Source organism: Malonomonas rubra DSM 5091 (assembly GCF_900142125.1).
GTDB classification, from domain to species: domain Bacteria; phylum Desulfobacterota; class Desulfuromonadia; order Desulfuromonadales; family Geopsychrobacteraceae; genus Malonomonas; species Malonomonas rubra.
In genome coordinates this window covers 108216-130717 of sequence record NZ_FQZT01000009.1, presented here as the reverse complement: position 1 = coordinate 130717, position 22502 = coordinate 108216, and the positions used below count along the sequence as shown (strand labels likewise).

23 protein-coding genes are annotated in these 22502 nt (G+C 54.5%); 9 read left to right on the top strand and 14 right to left on the bottom strand.

Annotated features, from left to right (window positions below):
* Positions 1 to 107 precede the first annotated feature (107 nt).
* From BUB13_RS12790 to BUB13_RS12760, 7 genes are read left to right on the top strand one after another with little or no spacing between them, the layout of a single operon-like run.
* On the top strand, positions 108 to 968 hold the full coding sequence (locus BUB13_RS12790) for a branched-chain amino acid ABC transporter permease (protein WP_072909157.1): 861 nt from the start codon (positions 108 to 110) through the stop codon (positions 966 to 968).
* 10 nt (positions 969 to 978) lie between these two features.
* Complete coding sequence (locus BUB13_RS12785; protein WP_072909156.1) at positions 979 to 2799, top strand: thiamine pyrophosphate-dependent enzyme; 1821 nt, start codon at positions 979 to 981, stop codon at positions 2797 to 2799.
* Entirely contained in the window at positions 2799 to 3299 is a 501-nt protein-coding gene (locus BUB13_RS12780; RefSeq protein ID WP_072909155.1) for a 2-oxoacid:acceptor oxidoreductase family protein, read from the top strand. Before BUB13_RS12785 ends, BUB13_RS12780 begins: the two co-directional genes overlap by 1 nt.
* Before the next feature lie 9 nt (positions 3300 to 3308).
* Positions 3309 to 4307 carry a branched-chain amino acid ABC transporter permease gene (locus BUB13_RS12775; RefSeq protein ID WP_084092083.1) on the top strand — a complete coding sequence of 333 codons (999 nt, stop codon included), beginning with the start codon at positions 3309 to 3311 and terminating at the stop codon, positions 4305 to 4307.
* Positions 4294 to 5058, top strand: coding sequence for an ABC transporter ATP-binding protein (locus BUB13_RS12770; protein ID WP_072909154.1), 765 nt, complete (start codon positions 4294 to 4296; stop codon positions 5056 to 5058). Before BUB13_RS12775 ends, BUB13_RS12770 begins: the two co-directional genes overlap by 14 nt.
* Positions 5058 to 7145 carry an ATP-binding cassette domain-containing protein gene (locus tag BUB13_RS12765; protein WP_072909153.1) on the top strand — a complete coding sequence of 696 codons (2088 nt, stop codon included), beginning with the start codon at positions 5058 to 5060 and terminating at the stop codon, positions 7143 to 7145. Before BUB13_RS12770 ends, BUB13_RS12765 begins: the two co-directional genes overlap by 1 nt.
* A 58-nt stretch (positions 7146 to 7203) precedes the next feature.
* A complete protein-coding gene (locus BUB13_RS12760; RefSeq protein WP_072909152.1) occupies positions 7204 to 8355 on the top strand; it encodes an ABC transporter substrate-binding protein in 1152 nt (383 codons plus the stop codon).
* Between the two features lie 61 nt (positions 8356 to 8416).
* Here the strand turns inward: BUB13_RS12760 and BUB13_RS12755 are convergent, their stop codons facing one another.
* From BUB13_RS12755 to BUB13_RS12730, 6 genes are all read right to left on the bottom strand, one after another.
* Entirely contained in the window at positions 8417 to 10456 is a 2040-nt protein-coding gene (locus BUB13_RS12755; RefSeq protein ID WP_072909151.1) for a LutB/LldF family L-lactate oxidation iron-sulfur protein, read from the bottom strand.
* Entirely contained in the window at positions 10453 to 11202 is a 750-nt protein-coding gene (locus tag BUB13_RS12750; RefSeq protein ID WP_072909150.1) for a (Fe-S)-binding protein, read from the bottom strand. Before BUB13_RS12750 ends, BUB13_RS12755 begins: the two co-directional genes overlap by 4 nt.
* A gap of 59 nt (positions 11203 to 11261) precedes the next feature.
* A complete protein-coding gene (locus BUB13_RS12745) occupies positions 11262 to 12530 on the bottom strand; it encodes a nickel-dependent lactate racemase family protein (protein WP_072909149.1) in 1269 nt (422 codons plus the stop codon).
* Positions 12531 to 12537: 7 nt separating this feature from the next.
* Positions 12538 to 13815, bottom strand: a complete 1278-nt coding sequence (locus BUB13_RS12740) for a TRAP transporter large permease (RefSeq protein WP_072909148.1) — start codon at positions 13813 to 13815, stop codon at positions 12538 to 12540.
* Entirely contained in the window at positions 13812 to 14309 is a 498-nt protein-coding gene (locus tag BUB13_RS12735) for a TRAP transporter small permease (RefSeq protein ID WP_072909147.1), read from the bottom strand. The genes BUB13_RS12740 and BUB13_RS12735 overlap by 4 nt, the downstream gene beginning before the upstream one ends.
* Positions 14310 to 14423: 114 nt before the next feature.
* Positions 14424 to 15440, bottom strand: coding sequence for a DctP family TRAP transporter solute-binding subunit (locus BUB13_RS12730; protein ID WP_072909146.1), 1017 nt, complete (start codon positions 15438 to 15440; stop codon positions 14424 to 14426).
* A gap of 332 nt (positions 15441 to 15772) precedes the next feature.
* On the opposite strand from BUB13_RS12730, the gene BUB13_RS12725 reads away from it, so the two are divergent.
* Positions 15773 to 16240: a DUF1499 domain-containing protein gene (locus tag BUB13_RS12725; RefSeq protein WP_244151872.1), complete on the top strand. Its 468-nt coding sequence runs from the start codon at positions 15773 to 15775 to the stop codon at positions 16238 to 16240.
* A gap of 131 nt (positions 16241 to 16371) precedes the next feature.
* On the opposite strand, the gene BUB13_RS12720 is transcribed toward BUB13_RS12725, so the two are convergent.
* Genes BUB13_RS12720 through BUB13_RS12705 form a run of 4 tightly spaced genes read right to left on the bottom strand, consistent with a single transcriptional unit; the run spans position 16372 to position 18096 of the window.
* Positions 16372 to 16731, bottom strand: coding sequence for a hypothetical protein (locus BUB13_RS12720; protein WP_072909145.1), 360 nt, complete (start codon positions 16729 to 16731; stop codon positions 16372 to 16374).
* A 5-nt stretch (positions 16732 to 16736) separates the two neighbouring features.
* Positions 16737 to 17201, bottom strand: a complete 465-nt coding sequence (locus BUB13_RS12715; RefSeq protein ID WP_072909144.1) for a CYTH domain-containing protein — start codon at positions 17199 to 17201, stop codon at positions 16737 to 16739.
* Between the two features lie 24 nt (positions 17202 to 17225).
* On the bottom strand, positions 17226 to 17630 hold the full coding sequence (locus BUB13_RS12710; protein WP_072909143.1) for a YchJ family protein: 405 nt from the start codon (positions 17628 to 17630) through the stop codon (positions 17226 to 17228).
* Position 17631: 1 nt separating this feature from the next.
* Complete coding sequence (locus BUB13_RS12705; RefSeq protein WP_244151871.1) at positions 17632 to 18096, bottom strand: LEA/WHy family protein; 465 nt, start codon at positions 18094 to 18096, stop codon at positions 17632 to 17634.
* Between the two features lie 93 nt (positions 18097 to 18189).
* On the opposite strand from BUB13_RS12705, the gene BUB13_RS12700 reads away from it, so the two are divergent.
* Complete coding sequence (locus tag BUB13_RS12700) at positions 18190 to 19482, top strand: hypothetical protein (RefSeq protein ID WP_072909141.1); 1293 nt, start codon at positions 18190 to 18192, stop codon at positions 19480 to 19482.
* Here BUB13_RS12700 and BUB13_RS12695 read toward each other — a convergent pair.
* From BUB13_RS12695 to msrA, 4 genes are all read right to left on the bottom strand, one after another.
* The gene (locus BUB13_RS12695) at positions 19476 to 20354 is read right to left on the bottom strand and encodes an amino acid ABC transporter permease (protein ID WP_072909140.1); all 879 of its coding nucleotides are present in this window, start codon (positions 20352 to 20354) and stop codon (positions 19476 to 19478) included. The genes BUB13_RS12700 and BUB13_RS12695 overlap by 7 nt on opposite strands.
* A 15-nt stretch (positions 20355 to 20369) precedes the next feature.
* Positions 20370 to 21194 (bottom strand): transporter substrate-binding domain-containing protein, encoded by an 825-nt coding sequence (locus BUB13_RS12690; protein WP_072909139.1) that lies wholly within the window; start codon positions 21192 to 21194, stop codon positions 20370 to 20372.
* 24 nt (positions 21195 to 21218) lie between these two features.
* A complete protein-coding gene (locus BUB13_RS12685; RefSeq protein ID WP_208610168.1) occupies positions 21219 to 21968 on the bottom strand; it encodes an amino acid ABC transporter permease in 750 nt (249 codons plus the stop codon).
* 63 nt (positions 21969 to 22031) lie between these two features.
* Complete coding sequence (gene msrA, locus BUB13_RS12680) at positions 22032 to 22502, bottom strand: peptide-methionine (S)-S-oxide reductase MsrA (protein ID WP_072909137.1); 471 nt, start codon at positions 22500 to 22502, stop codon at positions 22032 to 22034.

Here is a 22502-nt window from a genome sequence, read left to right as displayed (position 1 = left end):
CTAGTACATTAGTACAGAGAAAAAAGAAGTCAACACTTTTCTCGCCATGCGCCGCCGCTTCTGTAGCTCCTGAACCGGGTATCGACGCAGGAGTTTATTACAGGAAGATGTTTCAGGATTTTCTCCAATTCAGCTTTTCCGGCCTGACCAGCGGTGCGATCTACGCATTGATCGCCCTCGGTTTCTGCGTCGTCAATAACACCATGGGGATCGTCAACTTCGTTCAGGTCGATTTCGTCTCGCTGGGCGGTATGCTGATGTTCTCCGCCTTGTTCGCCCTTGGCCTGCCGATGGTTCCGGGACTGCTGCTGGCAGTCGCCGGGGTCGGCCTTGTAGCGATGATCGTCGAACGTTTCGGCCTGCGCCCGGCCCGCTCCGACAATCACTTGGTGCTGATCTTCCTCACCGTCGGTCTGTCGATCATCCTGCGCGGCATCATCAAGCTGGTTTGGGGCAAAAATCGTATGGCACTGCCACCGTTGACCCCGGACGAGCCGATCAACATTCTCGGTGCCACGGTGCTGCCACAGGCGCTCTGGATTCTGTTGCTGACGGTCGTTGCTATCGCCCTGTTGATGTGGTTTTTCTATCGTACACCGCTGGGGCTTTCGATGCGTGCTGTCGCCAGCAATACCACCGCTGCTGCGGTGGTCGGCATTCCCGCCGGACGCATCCGCCTGACCAGCTACGCCATCGCCGGTGCCCTCGGTGGACTGGCCGGGGTGCTGGTGACACCAATCACAACATTGAATTACGACGTCGGTGTACTGCTGGGCTTAAAAGGATTCGCTGCTGCAATCCTCGGTGGCTTCGGTTCTTTCCCCGGCGCTATTCTCGGCGGGGTCGGACTAGGCCTGCTGGAATCACTCTCGGCCGGCTATCTCTCCAGCGCGTACAAGGATGTGGTCGCCTTTGCCGTGCTGTTGCTGGTGTTGTTTGTTCGCCCGAAAGGGCTGCTTGGCAAATAAAGGTTAAGAAATGAACGAAGAAATCAAATTACTGATGGGCAACGAAGCGATCGGCCAGGGACTGATCGAAGCCGGGTGCCAGATAGCCGCCGCCTATCCGGGGACTCCGTCCACCGAAATTCTGCAGGCGGTCATCGACAATAAGCAACGTGCCGTCGAACCGCTGCACATCGAGTGGTCGGTCAACGAAAAAATCGCTTTCGAAGTCGCCTTGGCCGGCAGTTACAGTGGAAAACGCTCGGTGGCAGTGATGAAGCAGGTCGGCCTGAACGTCGCAGCTGACCCCTTCATGCGCACCGCTTACCTCGGCGTTAAGGGTGGCATGCTGACCATCGTCGCCGACGATCCCGGTCCACACAGTTCGCAAAACGAGCAGGATACCCGGCTGTTCTGCCTGCAGGGACGCGTCCCGGTCATCGATCCGGCCAGCCCGGCCGAAGCCAAGACGCTGATCCCGGCTGCTTTCGAGCTAGCGGAAAAATACGAGATGAACATCGTGCTTCGACCGACCACCCGCATCTGCCACTCGCGGCAAAACGTCGCTTTGAGCGAACCGGTCAAACTGGAGCGCAAAGCCGATTTCCAAAAAGATCCGGCCCGTTGGTGCGCAACTCCGGCATTCCTTCCGGCGCTGCACCGCAAGCTGAACGAAAACCTGGAAAAGATCGCCATTGAATCCGATTGGCAGCCGAAACTGACTCCGGGTAACGGCAGCCAACCCCGCACCGCGCTTGTCGCTTCAGGCATCGTTTATGGTAACCTGGTCGACCTTTTGGAAGAATTAGGCCTAGCTGGCCAGATCGACCTTTATCAGGTGCTGATGCCCTATCCCTTGAGCCCGAATTTCAAGCAGCAACTGCATCAGGATTACGACCGGGTGCTGGTGCTGGAAGAGACCTACCCGGTAATCGAACTACAACTCGCCCACCCGGGCGCGGTCGGCAAAGAGACCGGCGCGGTTCCCCGTGAAGGCGAGCTAGTGCCGGACGTGCTGCATCAGGTGCTGGCCGATTTCCTCGAACTGGAACAACCGGCCGAGCTGGCGGACGAGCGACGCGGCCAGCGTCCTTCTCTCTGCCCCGGCTGCCCGCATCGTGCCGCCTTCTACAGCATCAAAAAATGTTTCCCGCAAGGGATTTTCCCCTCTGATATCGGCTGCTACACCCTGGGGATGAACCTGGGCGCGGTCAACACCGTGCACTGCATGGGCGCCTGTATCAGCCAAGGAGCCGGTTTTTACCAGACTTACGCCCAGGACGGCGACTTCCCGACCGTAGTGGTGACCATCGGCGACTCGACCTTCTTCCACGCCGGCATCCCGGCAATGGTCAATGCCGTGGTCCAGCAGGCGCGGATCATCGTCGTCATCCTCGACAACGCCACCACTGCCATGACCGGCGGTCAACCGGTACCTCACATGGGCGTTGCCGCCGGCGGCAAGAAAACCAAGGCGATCGCCATCGAACCACTGGTCAAAGCAAGTGGGGTCGATTTCCTCGAAACCTGCGATCCCTACGATCACCAGCAGTTCGAACGACTACTCAAACAAGCCGACGATTACATCCGCAGCCCCGAGGGGGGCGTTGCGGTGCTGATCTCGCGCCACGGCTGCATCATGGACCCGAGCGTGCGTAAAGCACAGGACTCGACGATTATCACCATCAACGACAAATGTATCGGCTGCCGCAAGTGCACCAACGCCTTCGAATGCCCGGCGCTGATCTTCGATACAGAGCAGAATGTCGCGCTGGTTGATCAGGATCGCTGCATCGGCTGCGGCACCTGTCTCCCGGTCTGCCCGGTCGATGCCATCGTCAAGGAGGAGAAGTGATGAAACAGCAGATCATCGTCAGCGGTATCGGCGGCCAGGGAGTGCTGTTTCTCACCCGCGTCATCGCCCAGGTTGCAGTCAACCGCGGCATCCCGGTACTGACCTCGGAGACCCACGGCATGGCCCAGCGTGGCGGCACCGTGCTCTCGACCATCAAGGTCGGCGACTTCGCCAGCCCACTGATTCGGGCCGGTCAGGCCGACATTGGCCTGCTGCTATGGGACGCGAACCTGCCGGTGCACAAGGGGCTGTTGAAGGCTGATGGCAAATTGGTTATCAGCACTGAAAGAGATGGTGAAGGCGAGCGGATTGATGCCGCATGCATCGCCCGCGAAATGGGCAACCCGGTGCTGTCGAACCTGGTGCTATTGGGATTGGCGATAAAAAAGAAGGCGCTGTTTTGCACTGAAGAAGAGTGTGAGGAAGCGATTCGTCAGTTGGCGCCGAAGAAGTTTGTCGAACAAAACCTGGAAGCCTTTAAAAAAGGCTTGAACGGATAGCGACCTCCAATGACCGGCAAACAGAAAATACTTTATTTCATCACTTTGCATCGCACCGGCCTCTGGGTGACCGCCCTGTCGCTGCTTTTGTTGCTGTTCCCGCTGGTCGAAGACAACCCTTACACACTTGGCATCACCAACCTGATCGCTATCTATTCTATTGTCGTCCTCGGACTCAACCTGTTCATCGGTTATGCCGGTCAAATATCTCTTGGCCATGCCGCTTTTTTCGGACTCGGTGCCTACGGATCTGCGATCGCTACGGTCAATTTTTCAGTCAATCCCTGGTTGGCAATGGTCATTGTTGCGGTTCTCGTTGCCTTGGTAGCATTGCTGATCGGTATTCCCATCTTGCGCCTCTCCGGCCACTACTTGGCAATGGCGACCCTCGGGATGAACTTCGTCTTTCACACGATTTTGCTGCAGTGGGATGAGGTCACCGGCGGACCGAGCGGCTTTTCCGGGATTCCCTCGCTGTCGATTGGCGAATATGAATTCTGGGATGAGGTCAGCCTGCATTACCTGATCTGGACTTTTGCCATGCTCGCCCTGCTGTTTTCTCTGAACCTTGTGCGCAGTGGAGTCGGCCGTGGGCTGGCAGCGTTGGCTGGAGATGAAACCGCAGCAGCGGCGCTGGGAGTCAATACCCGCAACGCCAAGGTGAAGGTGTTTGTCCTTTCGGCAATCTTTGCCTCTTTCGCCGGCAGCCTGTTCGCCCACACATACAGTTTTGTCAGTCCCGACTCCTTCGACATCTTCGCCGCGACCGACATGGTGATCATGGTCGTGATCGGCGGAATGGGCTCGATCTGGGGTTCACTGTTCGGTGCCGCCCTGATCACCCTGCTGCCGGAATGGATGGACCTGTTTGAAACCTACAAGGACTTCGTCCATGGTGGCATCCTGGTGCTGGTCCTCATGTTCCTGCCACAGGGACTGGTCACCGGGCTGATCGACATAGGAAAAACAAAACTGGCGCTGCGGAGGCAAAAAGATGCTGAAGCTTGAAAATGTCAGTAAAAACTTCGGTGGTCTGCCTGCATTGAGCGATGTCAGCTTTGAGGTGCCACAGGGTCTTGTCACTGCGCTGATCGGACCGAACGGAGCAGGGAAGAGCACCCTGATCAACTGTACCACCGGTGTGCTGCAGCCAAGCAAGGGTACGGTTTCTTTCCAGCAGAAAAAGATCACTGCGTTACCGGCACACCAGGTCGCCCGGCTCGGTATCGCCCGGACTTTCCAGAACCTGAAGCTGTTTCCGCGGTTGACAGTGCTCGACAACGTGCTGACGGGGCTGACCTGCGAAGGAGGTAGCTCAATGCTGATGGCGATGCTGCGGCTCCCCTACCTGCGCCACCGCGAACGACAACTGAAACTGCGGGCAATGGAAGCGCTTGATCGGTTTAGCCTGAGCGATAAAGCCGACTGGCCTGCCGGAATTCTTGCTTACGGCGATAAAAAACGGGTCGAACTGGCCCGCGCCACCGTCAGCCAACCCGACCTTCTCCTCCTCGACGAGCCGGTCGCAGGGCTCAACGCTGAAGAAACGGCTGAGGTTGGCGAGCAGTTGAGACTGCTGCGCAGCGCGGGTCACACTATGCTGCTGGTGGAACACGACATGGACTTGGTCATGGAGATCGCTGACCAGGTAGTAGTGCTCGACAGTGGCAAATGTATCGCCACCGGCACACCGGAGGAGGTACGGCGAAATCCGCTGGTGCTTGAAGCCTACCTGGGACGGATGGAGGCAACAGCCTGATGCTGAAAATTAACAACCTGACTGCCCACTACGGTGCCGCCCAGGCGCTGTTCGGTGTCGATCTCGAAATCTCAACGGGCGAAACCGTGGCGCTGGTCGGTGCCAACGGCGCCGGCAAAAGCACCCTGCTCAAATGCCTGATGGGGCTGGTCAAACCGACTGGCGGCGAAATCCTGCTTGATGGCAAACCGGTTACCGGGAAAAACCCGGCGCAGATGGTGAGGCTGGGGCTGGCGCTCTCACCGGAAGGGCGTGAGGTTTTTCCGGAACTGTCGGTACGGGAGAACCTGCAACTGGGAGCTATTCCGCTGAAGCTGTCAAAAGCCGAGGAAGCTGAGCGAATCGAAGAGGTATTCGATCGTTTTCCGAAACTGCGAGAACGACATCTGCAACTGGCCGGCACCCTCTCCGGTGGTGAGCAACAGATGCTGGCGATCGGCCGGGCGCTGATGGCGAAGCCACGCATTTTGCTACTCGACGAACCGAGTCTCGGCATTGCCCCGATCATCACTGATGAAATTTTTGCGATTATCCATCAGCTCAGTCGCAGTGGCACCACGATCCTGCTGGTGGAGCAGAATGCCGCCCGCGCGCTCTCCGGTTCCGACCGTGCCTACCTGCTGGCCAACGGCAAAATCGTTGAGCAGGGCAAGAGCGACGAACTGCTCAACGACCCGATCCTGCGGTCCGCTTTTCTCGGTGCCGCAAGTCAGGAGAATCCCGCGGCAAGCCGTCTCGGTGCTGCCGGACTGACCAATATCCGTTTGGAGAAACCAGATATGCGTCAACAGAACTTCATGCCCGATTTCAAAACTGAAGCGGAACTGCAGGAACACCAGCTCAAAGGCTTGCAGTGGACCGTACGTCACGCCTACGAGGGCTCTGCCGAATATCGTGAGCGTTTCGATGCCGCCGGGGTGACTCCCGATTCGATTCAATGCCTCGATGACGTGAAAAAACTGCCTTTCACCACCGCTGACGACCTGCGTGATGGCTACCCTTTCCCGCTGCGCTCGGTCCCTTTCGAGCAGATCGTCCGGGTGCATGCATCCTCCGGCACCACCGGTAAACGTAAGGTGCTCTGCTACACGCAAAAGGATCTGGACGACTGGACCGACTTCTTTGCCCGCTGCTACCAGATGGCCGGCGTCACCCCGCTTGACCGGGTGCAGATCGCTGTCGGTTACGGTGTCTGGACCGCCGGCATGGGTTTTCAACTTGGCTGCGAAAAGATCGGTGCACTGGCGGTACCGGTCGGCCCGGGCAACATCGACATGCAGATCCAGTTCCTGCTCGATTTCCAGTCGACGGTGTTCTGCTCAACCGCCTCGATGGCATTGCTGATGGCTGAAGAGATCCACAAGCGCGGCATCGCTGACAAGATTGCCGTCAACAAGATCATCTACGGCTCGGAACGCTCCAGCCGCTCAATGCGCAAAAAGATCTCCGAACTGTTTGGCGGCGCCGAGCTTTTCGACATCACCGGTCTGACCGAACTATACGGTCCCGGCACCGGCATCGAGTGTTCAGAGCACGACTGCATCCACTACTGGGGCGACTACTACATCCTCGAAATCCTTGATCCGGAGACTCTGCAGCCGGTGCCGGAAGGTGAATGGGGTGAGATGGTGGTCACCACGCTTTGCAAGGAGGGCGCGCCGCTGATCCGTTACCGCACTCGCGACATCACCCGGATCATCCCCGGTCAATGCAGCTGTGGCAGTATTCTGCCTCGTCATTCACGGATCAAAGGTCGCTCCGACGACACCATCAAGTTCCGTGGCGTCAATATTTATCCATCCAGCATCGACACCATCCTTTCAGCGGTTCCGGGCCTCGGCTCCGAATACCAGATACATCTCACCCGCGACGAATCGGAACGTGGACAAATGCGGTTAGTTGTCGAACGCGCCGAAGGGGTTGATGCCAAACGCAGCCCGGAGCTGACCCACGAGGTAAAGCACCAGATCAAAAAACAGCTGCTGGTCTCCGCGGAAGTAGAGCTGGTCGACTATTCAAGTCTGCCCCGTTCAGAAAAAAAGAGCCAGCGGGTGTTCGATAACCGGATTCAGGACGAGATTGTCTGATACTCGATTCGGGCGGATACAAGGTTCGCCTTTAAAAAATTACATGGAGGAGAAGATTATGCGCAAAATCATTGTACTGCTCACCTGTCTGCTGATTATCGCCAGCCCGCTGCTGGCTGCTGACACCATCAAGCTGGGTGCCTTTTTCGACCTCTCTGGCCGAGCATCCTTTATCGGCACACCGACCAAACTGGTCGCTGAGATGGTCGTTGAAAAAATCAACAGCGAAGGCGGCATCAACGGAAAAATGCTCGAGCTGGAAATTGGTGACACCGAAGCCAACCCGGCAAAAGCAGCTTCGATTGCCAAGAAATTTATCTACAAGGATAAGGTTGTCGCGATTGTCGGCCCAACCCTGACCGACACCGGCATGAACGTGAAAAAGATTGCCGACCAGGCCAAAATTCCGATTGTCATGACGGTCGGCGGTGATCCCGTCATCATGGGCGGAAAATTCGGCTCCTTCGAATGGATTTTCAAATCACCGCAACGCAACGGTACTGCTGTCGAGCGACTTTTGATCTACCTGAAGGAGAAGGGAATGACCAAGATCGCGTTGATGACTGGAACCGACGGTTTCGGCAAAGACGGTGCACGCTGGGTGAAAAAACTTGCACCGCAGTACGGAATCGAGCTGGTCGCCGAGGAATCTTTCGGTACCCGCGATACCGATATGACTGCACAGCTGACCAAGGTCAAGAACCAGAACCCGCAGGCGATCGTTGCCTGGACGACCGGACCGGCCGGCTCGATTATCGCCAAGAACAAGGTCCAGCTCGGCATCGAACTTCCGCTGTTCCAGTGCCACGGCTTGCCTGATCCGAAATACATAGAACTAGCCGGCGCTGCCAGCGAAGGGGACAGGATGCCGGCCACCAAACTGATGGTCGCCAACGAGCTGCCTGACAGCGACCCGCAGAAAGAGGTCAGCCTCGAATTCATCAAGCTGTACAAGGAGAAGGGTTACGACAAGCAGTTCCCGATCAACACACACTCCGGCTACGCCTGGGATGCGATCATGATGATTGCCAATGCGATCAAGAAGGTCGGCACCGAGCCGCAAGCGCTGCGCAAGGAGATCGAAAACACCAAGAACTACATTGGTATTTCGGGTACCTACAACCTGACCGCGGAGGATCACAACGGTCTTGGCGTCGACTCAATGGTCATCGTTCAGGTGAAAGATGGCAAGTTCGTGATGGCTGAATAATCGGCATCTGAACACAGTAAAACAGGAAGGGCCTTTCAATAACGAAGGGCCCTTTCTCTTTTCACTGTCCTGTATCTAGATCGCTCAGTATCCAGTGAATTACCCGTCGCGGACCATGGACGCCAACGGTCATGGTCCCCTCGATATCCCCGGTCCGGCTGGGTCCGGCGATTTGTGTCAGCCGTGATGGCAGCGGACCAGCCTCATTCTTGAAATAGGCATTGAGATCTGACAGCAACGTCGAGCTTGCACTGATGGCCAGATGAACCTCGGGCAAAAGAGACGCCAGGGTTCCATTGCCTGCACCTGCCGGGTAGATCAGCGAACCGGTCTCCGCCAGAAAAGCTGAACTGTAGGTGATACCCAGCTGCGCGTTGGCCAGCGCAGCCATATTCCAGCCGGTTTCATCTTCACAGCTGACAGTTTGACAATCAGCCCCAGCCAGAATTTCAGCGACTCGCTCATCCAACTTTTGTGGCCAGCCAGCACGCGGGAGCGCGACAGAGGAGACAGACTCATCTTTGAGCAGGTTGCCGATCAGTCCGGAAAGTTCGGCCACCGACGTCTCAACAATTTCGACTCCCAGCGCTCCAGCACGTTGCCGATAGAGAGCCAGCAATTCTTCGCGATCGGCTGTTCCTGCCTTCTTATCTTCTGGGACGCTTGGTACCTCTTTTGTTTCCACACGCTTCAGCTTGGGAGCTTGACCTTTGGGCTGATGCTGGTGCCACCAGTCGCGGAATGGCTGTTCCTCTCCGGCCACAGGTAGCACGCGGCAGCTCTGCCAATTCGCCACACTTTTATTGATTTTCGGCAGTACTTTAGTGAGCGGCTGCGTCCGCAGCATGCGACGAAGCGCATGGATGCCTCGGCGATAGGCGCCAGGATGAGATGCCAGTCGGGCAGCTAAATACGATGTCTGACTATTGCTGCCACCCTGATGACGCAGGGTCCGGTGATAGTTGGCCAAAGGAATCTTGACAGCACAGACGTCCACGCACCGGCCACAGAGGGTGCAGGCATTCGCCAGCTCGGGGTAACTCTGCTTACCCCAGAGCAAGGTCGACAGCACGCTGCCCATCGGCCCCGGATAGGATGATTCATAAGCGTGACCGCCAACGGCATGGTAAACCGGGCAATGGTTCAGGCAGCTGCCGCAATGCAGGCAATGCAACATCTCTCGCCAGGGACTGGCAGCGATGCTGCTCCGGCCGTTATCAAGCAGAACAACGTGAAACTCTTCGGGGCCTTCAGTTTCGTTCGTTCGCCGAGGTCCGGTTGTCATGCTGATATAGCTGGAGGCCCGCTGCCCGGTTGCCGAGCAAGTGAGCAGGGAAAGAAAATCTGGCAGGTCCTTAATGCTGGGGATCAACTTCTCGATGCCAACCAGGGCGACATGAACCGGGGGCACCGTGGTACACATCCGTCCATTCCCTTCGTTGGTGACAATCGCCACGGTCCCGGTATCGGCGACAGCAAAGTTGCCTCCGGTAATCCCCATCCCGGCTTCGAGAAACTTGTGGCGCAGAACTTTGCGGGCAAAACGAACCAGTCCCTCGACATCGAGATCAGCAGGTGCCCCGAGCTTCTCGGTAAAAAGTTTGCGCACGTCATCCTGGTTGCGGTGGATCGCCGGAGCCAGGATGTGAGACGGATGCTCCCCGGCAAGCTGAACGATAAACTCCCCCAGATCGGTTTCGGTGACTGTAATACCAGCATCCTGCAAGATGTCGTTGAGACCAACCTCCTCGCTGGTCATCGATTTCGATTTTACTGCAGCTGTGATCCCTCGTTCCCGGGCAATCTCGCTGATAATCCGCCCCGCTTCTGCGGCATCCTTGGCACGATGAACCACGCCACCCTGCTGTTCGACTTGGGCCTTGAATTGCGCAACCCATTTTTCAAGGTTTTCTGAAACCAGCAGTTTGCGGTTTCGTCCCCAGTTGCGCAGCTCTTCGAATTCAGGCTTGGTGTTAACCGTGGTCGCGCGCATCCGGGCGAGCAGACCTGCGGTATTGCGGACCGCCTTTTGTACGCGCTTGTTCTGGATGGCGCTGCTGCTGGCAGCACGAAAATTATGTCGTGTGGCAGTCGGTTTCATTGTTCTGCTCCATCCAATGCTTCGGCAAGCAACTCAGCAAGATGGGCAAAGCGTAACGTGCGGCCTTGCTTTTTGGCCCCGGCAGAAAGATGGGTCATACAGCTCAGATCGAGAGCAGTCACAACCTCGGCGCCGGTGCTGAAGATATTGTCCAGTTTGTCCTGCAACAGTTGGCCGGAAACCTCTGGAAGTTTAACCGAGAACGTCCCACCGAAACCGCAGCAGGTTTCGCTTTCCGGCAGCTCAATGAATCTATCACCCAGTAACTGCTGTAAATAGTTTTCAGCAACGCCACGCAGACCGATTCCGCGCAAGGTCCGACAGGTCGAGTGATAGGTGGTTGGGACAGGGTTCGGATGTACTGGCAGCTCGCGGATTCCAGCCTTATCGAGGAATTCACAGAACTCGTAGGTCTTCTCTCCCAAAGCGACAAAGCGAGCGTGCAATCCCGGATCATCGCTGAAAAGATCCGGATACTGATTTCTGACCGTATCAACACAAGAGGAGCTGGGCGCGACGATCACCTCGGCCGATTCGAAAACCTGCAGGAAATGTCGGGCCATCAGTTTTGCTTCGCGGGTTTCGTTGGTGTTTAACCATTTCTGACCGCAACAGGTCTGCTCCTGGCGGAACTCGACGGTAAAGCCGGCCGCTTCCAACACCTTGACACAAGCCCGTCCAACATCCGGATAAAGGGTTTCCGCGGAACAGGTTAAAAATAAAGAGACATGATTGGGTAAAGACATTTTGCTTCCGACCTTCAAGCTGACAGCTTGCTATAAAACAACAATTATCCCGCTTCCGGTTAAAGCACCGAAGCGACGTAAGGACCTTCCGGCACGACATAAATGTGGCAACTTGCGGCACAGAGTTCAGCAATGGCCTGATCCAGCTCATGGATCAGGGTGATACCGAAAGGAGCGACCTGCTCCTGGGTCAAGTTGGGGGAGTACAGCAGAATCCGACCTGCACGTTCCAGCGCCTGAAAATAGGCCTGAGCGCCCCACTGGTCAATGACGAAATTATCGGGGTCGCTGTAAATTTCCCTGAACTGTGCCGGTGATCCCTGGGCGCTGTTGATGATCCGGCAGTAGCTCTCGCTGCCAAGTCCCTCGCAACAACCGGAAATAAGCAACAAAGTCCCCCCGGGACGAACGATCTCCCCGGCAGCAATCAATCCCTTGGTCGATTGGTAGAAGGTCGCGTCGAGGGGATAGCCCCCGGCGCTGGTAATGATCAGGTCGCCCGGTTCTCCAACCCGGACCACCGCATTCCGTTCAGCCATTTCACAACCGGCAGCAAAAGCAGCTTGAACATCACCGGCAAAAACCGCGATCGGCTGTTTGCTATGATCGACAATAACGTTAACAATAAAATCGACCCCGGCGGTCTGGCAGATGCTGTTGACATGATGGCGGAACGGATTATTTTCGACCTTTGCAGTGGCTACATCGGGATGATCGACCAGGGCGAAAGAGTGCATGAAGGTCATGGTCTCAAAGCTGGAAATTCCGGGCAGGATCGATTTTCCGCCACCGGAAAATCCGGCGAAAGGATGCGGCTCGATCAGGCCGGTCAGGATTTTCAAATCAGCGTCGAGGTAGTGCCGATTGATTTCAATCGCTGCACCATCAATTTTCATGACTTCGCGCAGGTCCTCTTGTGCCCTGCAGTCATGATTGATGATTCGATAGTTTTCCGCGATGTCAGCGCCGACCAGCTCTACCAGTTCCTCACCCAGGTTCGGACGATGCATCCCGGTCGCTATCAGCAAGGTAATGGCTTCACGCGAAATACCCGCCGTTTCAAGAGTGTCAAGAATTGGAGGCAGCAATAACTTGTTAGGAACCGGTCGGGTGATATCGGAAATGACGATGCAGACCGACATTCTCCCCCTGGCCAGTTCCGCCAACGGAGCAGTCTCAATCGGCGAACTGAGCGCGCCTTTTATCTCCGCCACCCCGATAGCAGACGACGCACTATTGGCCGTACCGAGAACCTTGACCCGCTCTTCATACTGAACTGGTATTTCGAAAGTGACCTGTTCGCGGTGACAGGGGATATCGATAATCATAACCGTCTTACCTCAAAAACAGCTTCGGCAGCAGCAGCGACAGATCGGGGATGTACGTCACCAGGAACAGACAGCTGATCAGCAGCAGCAGAAATGGCAGGACGCCCCTGACAACCGTACGCATGTCTTCCCCGGTCACCCCCATGGAAACAAAAAGGTTGAGCCCAAAAGGTGGTGTCAGCATACCGAATTCGATGTTGAGAATCATGATAATGCCGAAATGAACCAGATCGATATCATAACCGACCAGAGTATCCAGAAACAGTGGCGACAGGATCAGCACGGCGCTGACACTGTCCATAAAACAACCGAGAACCAGCAGAAACAGGTTGATGGCCAGTAAAAACATCCAGGGGCTGTCAATGTGATCCATAACGAAGCGCGCCACCATGGCCGGAATTTCTTCGGCGGTCAACAGCCAGTTGAAGGTCATGGCCCCCGCCAGCAGAAACAGCAGGCAGGATGCCATAATCGATGATTCTTTGCAGATTCCCGGAATTTGCCAGATGGTGCACTCGCGATAGATAAAGATTTCAACGATCAGGGCATAAACAACACTGATCGCGGCCGCTTCTGTCGGGGTAAATATACCGCTGTAAATTCCACCCAGGACAATGACAGGGAGCAAGATAGCCCAGAATCCTTCCTTCCCTGTCCTGACGACTTCCTCCCAGGACGGTTTTTTGTCGATTTTCCAGCCATATTTACGAGCCCGCATATAAGTGTAGAAAATGAGCACACTGCCAATAAGCAGTCCAGGCAGAATTCCTGCCATGAACATTTCTGCAACCGAGACATTCATTACCAGGCAGTAGAGAATCATTGGGATGGAAGGGGGAATGACAATTCCCAACGAACCGGAAGTCGTAATCAGGCCAACTGCGAATCGCTTATGATAGCCTGCCTGCAGCAGCGCCGGCACCATGATCGAGCCAATAGCAACAACCGTTGCCGGCCCAGAACCGGAAATAGCAGCAAAAAAGATACAGGCGAGAACACCGGAAATACCAAGCCCTCCGGGGAACCAGCCGACCAAAGAGTTGATAAATGCAATCAGCCGTTTGGCAATAGCTCCCTTGGTCATGATTGCCCCGGCCAGAACAAAAAACGGAATGGCCAGGAGGACGAAAGAATCAAGGGAGTTGAAAAGCTGCTCAACAACTGCCTGCAGCGGGGTCCAGGAAAAAAAATGCAGGGCAATCATGGTCACGACGATCAACATGAACGCCAACGGGACCCCTGACAGCATCAGGGTCGCAAAGCTGCCAACAATTGTCGTCATCATGAGTTCTGCTCTCCGTTTGTCAACGGTTTACCGAGCAGGGCAAGCCAGGCCTGGCGATAGAAACGAATTCCCATCAACCCAGCAAAAACCGGAATTGGCAGGTAGGCAAGATACATCGGCATCTGCATGGCAGCAGAGGTGTTACCGAAGTTATAGTTTTTGATCACCAGGTCGAAGCCGTAACGGGTGAGAATCAGCATGGCGCTACCGCACAGCAGACCGATCACGAATTGCAGAATCCGTCGGACAACTGGTTTTGCGTTACTGACCAGGAGGTCCATGGCAAAGTGGGAGCCATATTTTACCCCAAGGCTTGCGCCGAGAAAGGTGGCGAAAATTCCGATATAGCGCCCAGCCTCCTCGAACCAGGTAAAGCTGATATCAAGGGCATAGCGACAGAACACCTGAACAACGGCAACCAGGGCCAGCCCCAGGAAGGTTAAACTCAGGGTCAGTTCCTCAACTTTACCGAGGAAAGAGAATACCGATTTCATTACTGCTCCAGCCAACCAAATGAAAGGGAGGGGTCGATACCCCTCCCTCGATGATCCGATGTTGGTTCCCGTTTCCCGCTCCAGGGAACGGGAACAAACAAAACAATCTAAATCTTACTGCTTATGCTCTTCAATCTTGGCGAGGACGAAATCAAAAATATCATCACCGATGATGCCGCGATATTTATCCCATACCGGGATCATCGCTTTTCTGAATTCTTCCCGCTCAGCGTCGGTCAGATTGATCAGTTCAACATTATTCTGCTTGCAGTATTCTTCAATAGAAATTTCAAGCTTGGGCAGGCTCTGTTTAATCTCGACGTTGCGGGCGCGATTGACATCAGTGGCAATTTTAGCGGCCTCGCGGAAGATCTGCTGATACTCGGGGCTCAGGCGATTCCAGAAATCCGGATTGACGACAATGATGCACTCAGTCAAAGCGTGCTGGGTGTTGGTCACGAATTTGGTCACTTCCGGGAACTTCATCAGCACTGCAGTCATCAGCGGATTTTCCTGCGCATCGATGACACCTGTCTGCAGAGCACTGTAAACCTCGGGGAAAGGAATCCCGACAGTCGATGCACCGAGCTGGTTGAAGGTGTCAAGGTAAGCCGGGGAGTTCATCACCCGAACTTTCAAGCCTTTGATATCTTCAGGATGACGTATTGGACGCTTGGTGTTTGAAAAATCACGGATTTCATTTTCGACCCAGCCGATACCGACAAAACCTTTTTTCGGCAGGTAGGAAAAGATTTTCTCTTTGACTGCCTCGTCGTCAAGAACAGCGTAGGCCGTGGCACGGTTCGGAAACAGAAACGGCATATCCAGAATAGCCACTTCCGGGACGAAGTTCTGCAGCACTGCTGTTGTCACGGCCGCAATCGGCAGACTGCCGGACTGAACCTGCGATGCCATGGAACGCTCGTTGCCAAGCTGACCTTGTGGGAAGGTCGCGATATCGATCTTACCGTCGGTCTTCTCCCGGACATAATCAGCAAATGCATCAATTCCTTTGGACATGCCATGGAAGGTGGGAGCAATGTGGCCGAACTTGACCTTTGCTGCCAGGGCAGCGGTCGGAATAGATGCGACAAACAGCAGGATAACAAGGGAACAAAGCAATCTCTTCATAAATTGAAATCTCCTGAGCAAAAATTAAACCTCTATGGCACCCATTACCTACGAGTTTATGAAACCAGTCAAAACCTTGAAGCGTGATCCTAAAGTGTTTACAAAAAGCACCTGTTCAGCAAGACTAAACAAATGTTTCTTGCCTCAAAAGAGTCTGAAATTTAAAGGATTTTGCAAAATAATATGGGATCATAGGAGTGTCAAGCAGGTTCAATGCAGCAAGAGTGACTCTACCCGAGTGGGTGGCTCTTTCTTTTATCTTCCAGCACCCCTGACTGCATTATTTCTGTTAACATTTAACTTGCGCTCGGTTACTTCCAAAAGGAGACAGAATGCTGCGATACAGCAGAGGGTATAAAACCATGACGATTCTTTCCTGTCTTTTTCTTGCCGCCTGCGTAGGTAAGCCGACCGACATCGGTGTCCACAGCGGAAAACTGGCGGACTGCCCATCATCCCCGAATTGTGTCTCCAGCGATGCGCAGGACGCAAACCATCACACCAAACCATTCCAGCTGAATAGTTCACCGGAGGAGGCCTGGGAACAAATTCGGCTGGAAGTAGAAAATTTGCCCGGCAGTAAAATAGTCACAGCGGAGAGAAACTACCTGCATGCTGAATGCCGTAGCAAGGTGTTCAAGTTTGTCGATGATCTGGAGCTGCACCTGCGACCGGAGAAGAAGATTGTTGCGGTGCGTTCTGCCGCAAGGCTCGGCTACTCAGATTTCGGTGTCAACAGAAAGCGGATTGAGCAGCTACGTAGTACGTTGCTTCAGCAAGGAATCATTGAATCTGATTGATACAGAAAAAGAGGGATTGAAATGACTCAGGGACAAATCATTCTGGTGATCATCATTTGCATACTGCTCGGCGCCATTATGGCCTTTACCCAGTACGATATGCTGATGGGCCCCTGACTTCGACTAAAACTTTATAGCGGGGTGCCAATATTCAAAAAAGGCAGGATCCCCGCAGTCAGAGAGAGAATAAGCAATAGCAGCCCCACGATCAAGGTCACGGAGCTGTGTAGCTGTACCCATTCTCTACGCTGCCCCGGTTCTTTTTCGCGCAAGCGAACAAGCAGAGAGACAGACCCCATGGCCCAGAGTGCTGGCAGCAGAAGTGAGAGCGGCCGGGCAGTAAGCACGTACTGGGTCAGCGCCGGCAGTTGCGGCAAATCGGCATCGGCGTATTGGACGAAATGATTGTAGGCCGGCTCGGCCAGCAAGGCAGCAAAAACCCAGAAAAGCAGCATCAGAAAACTATTCGCAATAATCGTCAGTTTCCACATCGCTGCTACCACTCGGTAAACGGATCTTTCACCAGATTAGAATTATAGTAGCGCGGATTATCAGAGACCTCCTGCCCAGCCCAGTCGGGGAGCTCAAACTCAGCGTCTTCCGAATCAAGCTCAACCTCTGCTAGAATCAATCCTTCGTTGGCGCCGTAGAATTCATCTACCTCCCAGACCATTCCGGCATGTTCAACCCGGTAGCGGGTTTTTTCAATCAGGGGTTTCAAACAAAGCTTATCAAGCAGCTCCATGGCATCCTGCTGCGGAATTTCGTATTCATACTCGCTGCGGCTGATCCCCCGAGATTTCCCTTTGATCGTCAGCTTGCCTTTATCCCCTTCAAGACGCACCCGCAGGGTGCGATCCGCTTCGGCCGAGAGGTAGCCTTGGCGGAACAGGATACCCATGGCATTCTCTCGCCAGCTATCATTCGTCACCAGAAATTTTCGCTCTATTTCGATGGCCATTGCTTTTCTCCAAACCGGTCTTTTTTATTCGATGACACCATCAACATAGACCCAACGCTTCTGGTAACGTTTGAAGCGGGAAAGTTCGTGCATCTGTTTTTCCTCACCAAACTGGCGATAGTAGGCGATAAACTCAACCTTGCCTTCTTTATCGAGAGCGCCGCCCTGCTTTTTCCCCAAAATTTCCAGATCGGTGAATTCCGCCCGGTTGGCCCAGGCCTCCATCTCGGTCCGGAAATTTTCATCCCGCTTGTTCGGGTGCGTCGTCTGGTAGAGATAATCGATGTCTTTTTTGGCATAAGCGGAAAAGCGCGAACGCATCAATTGTTCGGCGGTTTTCGCCACAGCTTCGCCACGGTGAAACGGGCCACAACATTCAGCATATTGCTTGCCGCTGCAACAGGGGCATTCTTCAGTCATATTCAGCATTTTAGCGGTTTTTGACAGGAAATGAGATTAAACCCGATTTTTCAACACTGATTTTCGGCAGGAGCTTGCCGACATCGAGTCGGGCGGAAAAATTGTAATTGAACTGCTCGCGCGGCTGATTGAGCAGCTCGGTAAACAGGCCGATAGTGCTGAACAGGTCGGGGGTCGCCCGCAGCAGGACATCGCCCTCCCCGTATGCTCCGATCAAGGGGAGCTCACTGGCAACCCCGGTCAACACCCGATGCCCTTCCAGCTCAACCTCGTAGCTTAAACCGAACAGTTTCAGCGGCACCCGGTTGGGATTGATCACATGCAAGCCGATTTCGAACTGCGGCAGGACACCGTCCGACGGGAGCATGCGAATACTGCTGAGACTGACCTGCGGCTGTTCAAAAACCGGTGAAAGGGTCGCGCAACTGCAGAGGAGTAAAAGCAGCAGAGCAAGAAAAATATGTCCTTTTCTCATCATTCGCCTCATATTTCCGTTGGGGTTCAAAAAGCGCGCTTGATGGTCGATAATACAACGATAACATTTGAACGAAAGAGATTTCTTAATCCGATGCTGCGAAAAACCATTATCATCTGCCTGCTGCTGACAATCCTTCTGCCGATCTTTGTTATCAGCCAGGTTATCGACGACCAGCCGACCGTGACTTCTGCGCGCACACCCGAAATCGCTGATGCACAACGAACCAAAAGGTTGCTGCAGAACAGCTGGGATATGTTGAAACAGAACCGGCGGGCCGAGCTGATCGTCGCGGTTGATGATCTCAATGCAGCGATCTCCTTTCTTGCCCGTGGAACCTCCTATATTTCTGGAGGATTTAACCTGCAGCAAAAACAGCTGGAGGGAACATTTTCTCTCAAAATACCCCGAACTCCTTTCGGTGAGTACATCAATCTCAAAATGACCATTTTACCCAGCGAACAGGGACTGGACCTGGGCAGCTGCAAAATAGGCAGTATACCCGTCCCGGGCTCACTATTACTGCTTCTCGGCCGCAGCGGGCTTGATCTGCTCAGTGGCGACCAGCTCGGCAGCCAACTGCTCGGCACCGTTGAGCGGATCTCTTTTTCTCCCGGCCAACTGCAGATCGGTTTCCGTTCCGGTCAGGAGTTTGCAACGCTGAAAAACCGCCTGATTACCCAGCTGAAAAAGATGCGCGGTGACCCCGACAGCAGTGAGGAACTAAAACGAATCCATTTTTACCTGCATCAACTGGAAAACATCAACAACCGCCAGACAGAACGATATGTCTCATTCGGCAACATTATCAATCCGCTCTTCCTGCAAGTGGTGGAACAATCCAGAACCCACTCTGCGTTAGAGGAAAATCGGGCAGCGCTCTATGCGTTGGCAATCTATCTCGGCGGACGCGAATTTCGCCAACTGGCAAGCTACTTGCTGAATCCAGAACAGCCCTTCCCCCGCAACCGCACCACTCGCTATACCCTGGCGGGTCGGCGAGACCTGCTGAAACATTTCCTTGTTTCGGCCGGGATCAAACTGATATCAGACGTGCAGATCGGTTTTGCCGTTGGCGAATTCAAGGAGATGCTCGATGCTTACAATGGCGGTAGCGGTTTCAGCTTTATCGATCTGGCCGCCGATCGCAGTGGGCTGCACTTTGCTGAAAGTGCAACAGCTTCCGCTGCGGAAGCCAAAAGGTTTCAACAGAGAATCCTGGCCATCAGTCACGAAAGCGATTTTTTTCCAAAAATCAGTCTGCTGGAAGAAGGTTTGAGCCAAAGGAAGTTCATCGACCGCTATGGCAATGTCGATACCGAACGCTACAAAGAAGTGGTGTCGCTCATCGATCAACGACTGGCGGTGTTGCCGCTTTATCAATAGCTCCGGCGTAGCCGCAGTTCCACCCATCCAGCCAGCTGAGAACAGCTGAAGGTCAGGATGAAATAGAGCAGGGTAACGGTGATCCAGACCTCGAAAGTCAGGTAGGTGGCGGCCATCAGCTCCATCCCCTGAAATGTTAATTCTTGAATCGAGATGACCGAAACGATGGCCGAATCCTTGATCGTCGAGATCGCCTGTCCGGCCAGCGGCGGGATCATCTTCTGGAACGCTTGCGGTAACACGATATACCGTAGCAGTTGCCAACGCCTCAAACCCAGAGCCTTTGCAGCTTCCCACTGTCCGGTTTCTATCGAGTTTATTCCGGCCCGAACGATTTCGCCGATGTACGCTCCTTCGAATAATGCCAGCGTCATCACCGCGGCAAGAAAAGCTTCAAGCTGATCAGCCGGTGCGAGCAATACGACAGAAAGAGCTTTCAGCCACTGAGGTGCAGCCTCCAAGCGTTCGCCAACCTGCAGAAGCGGCAAAATCTGATCACTGAGAAAAAAATAGAAGATCAGTACCAGCACCAGCGGTGGCAGGTTGCGCAACAGAGTGACAAAGGTGCCGCCGAGCAGGCGATTGAACAGGTGCAGGCTGGTGCGCAGCAGACCGGCGGCCAACCCGACCGGCAAGGCAAGCAGCAGACTCCAGAAACTGAGCCGGATGGTGGTCAGCAGCCCCTGCAGCAACAGGTTCGTAGTCCAGCCATCAGTTTCATCAAAACGCAGCAAGTACTGGGGGATGACCGACCAGTTCCAGCGGTACTCCAGGCCCGCTTCAACCCGGTAGCCGAGATAACCGACTACGGAGATCAGCAGCAGCAAGAGAAAAGTATCAAGGCGGCCCCAGCGGAGCCGCCGTTGCATCATCACGAGGATCTGTTCCTATTCGACCTGGCTCTTCCAGTCCTGGGTAGTGAACCAGTAGTCGTAGCGTTCCTGCAGCCAGCCGTCGGAGTTTTTGACCAGAACCCAGTTGTTCAGGTAGTTGAGAAAATCGATATCCCCTTTGCGGATGGCGAAACCAATCGGTTCTTTCGTGAAGGTTTTGCCCGCAAGCGGCAAATAGGTTTTGTCGGCATACTTCAACGTCTGGAACTCCGGGAACGGCTGTGAAGAGACCATTGCAGCAGCACGGTTATTCAACACCTCTTGTAGCGCCTGGCCTTCATCATCAAACAGTCGAAGTTGCGCTTTCGGCAGAAACTTCTTCGCGGCCGCCGCAGCTGTCGTACCGATTCGAGCCGAGATTGTCATCTCAGCAGTATTGAAGGCTTCCAATCCCATCTTGCTGCCTGCCAGCTTTTTATTGGCGATAATCGACATCCCGGTAAACTCGTATGGGTTGGAGAAATTCACCTTCAGGTTGCGCTCCGGGGTGATTCCCATGCCACCGATGATGATATCGAACTTGCCGGTCAGCAGCGCCGGGATGATACCGGACCACTTGGTCGGAACGAACTGAACCTCGACTCCCATATCGGTCGCCAGCTGCTTGGCGACTTCGATCTCGAAGCCGGTGTAACCGCCCTTTTTATCCTTCATCGCCCAGGGCACGAAAGTGGAAAAGCCGACTCGCAGTTTGTTATCGGCGATCACTTTCGCCAGGGTACTCGCATCAGTCAGCTCTTTGCGCACTTCGCTGGCACAGAGCGGCGATGCCAGCAGAGCAAACAACACCAATAAAATCAGACCGATTCGCATTTTCATGGGAAAACCTCCGAGAATTTCAGGTTATTGAACAGAAAACAAAGATTCCAGATATCTTACCAGAAGAGAGAGTAATGTGGTGACCAGCAGGTAAATCGCTGCCACCGTGAACCAGATTTCAAAAGTAAGGAAGGTTTCTGCCACGATCTGTTGCCCCTGCATGGTCAGGTCGTAAATAGCGATAGTCGACACCAGCGCGGAGTCTTTGATCAGCGAGATCCCCTGACTGGTCAGCGGCGGAATCATCTGCCGGATCGCCTGCGGCAGAATGATGAAGCGATAAATCTGCGGCGGCTTGAGGCCGAGAGAGGCGGACGCTTCCCACTGACCAAGCGGGATCGCGAGAATTCCTGCACGGATGATCTCCGAGGCGTAAGCGCCTTCGAACAGGCTGAGCGCCAACACCGCAGAACTGAAACGGCCGAGATCAAGGATCGGTGCGAAGACGAAATAGATGATGAAAATCTGGATCAGCAACGGCGTATTGCGGATCGCCTCCAGGTAAACCCAGGCGATCCCCTTTGCCATTGGGCTGCGGGAGAGGCGCATCAGCGCCGTGAGCAGACCGATCACTAGCGACAGTAGCAGGCTGACAACCGTAATTTCCAGCGTCAGCCATAATCCTTGCAACAAGGGGCCGGCCTGCCAGCCTTCATCAGTGATTTTGTAGAGGTAGCGCGGTACCCGGGTCCAGTGCCAGCTATAACCGAGGTTTTCTGCCCCCTGCAGCAATCCCCAGAAGCAGCCGAGAACGACCAGCAGGAAGGCGGCCAACTGAAGCAGATTGGTTAAACGCAGCGATTTTTGCAGCGAGGAAAAAAGGATCGTTCTGCTCCTTTAGCCACCGCAACTGGAAGGCTTGTTTTTCAGAATGTAGTGCTGATGATACTCTTCCGCGCGCCAGAACGGCCCTGAAGGCGTGATTTCCGTCACAATCACGTCGTCATAGCGGTCACTTGCGTCCATCTCTGTTTTCGACTGCTCGGCAACAGTGCGCTGTTGCTCACTGTGATAAAAAATCGCGCTGCGGTACTGCGTGCCGATATCCCAGCCCTGCCGGTTGAGTGTCGTCGGGTTGTGCTTGCGCCAGAAAATATCCAGCAGCTGTGCATAGCTGATCACCTCTGGGTCAAACCGCAGATCGACCACCTCGGCATGGCCGGTCTCGCCCGTACAAACCAATTGATAGGTCGGGTTTTCGACACTACCCCCCATGTAGCCAACCTGGGTTTCAATCACCCCTTCGGTGGTGCGGAAGACTTCTTCAATGCCCCAGAAACAACCAGCGGCAAAAGTTGCTCGTTCCAT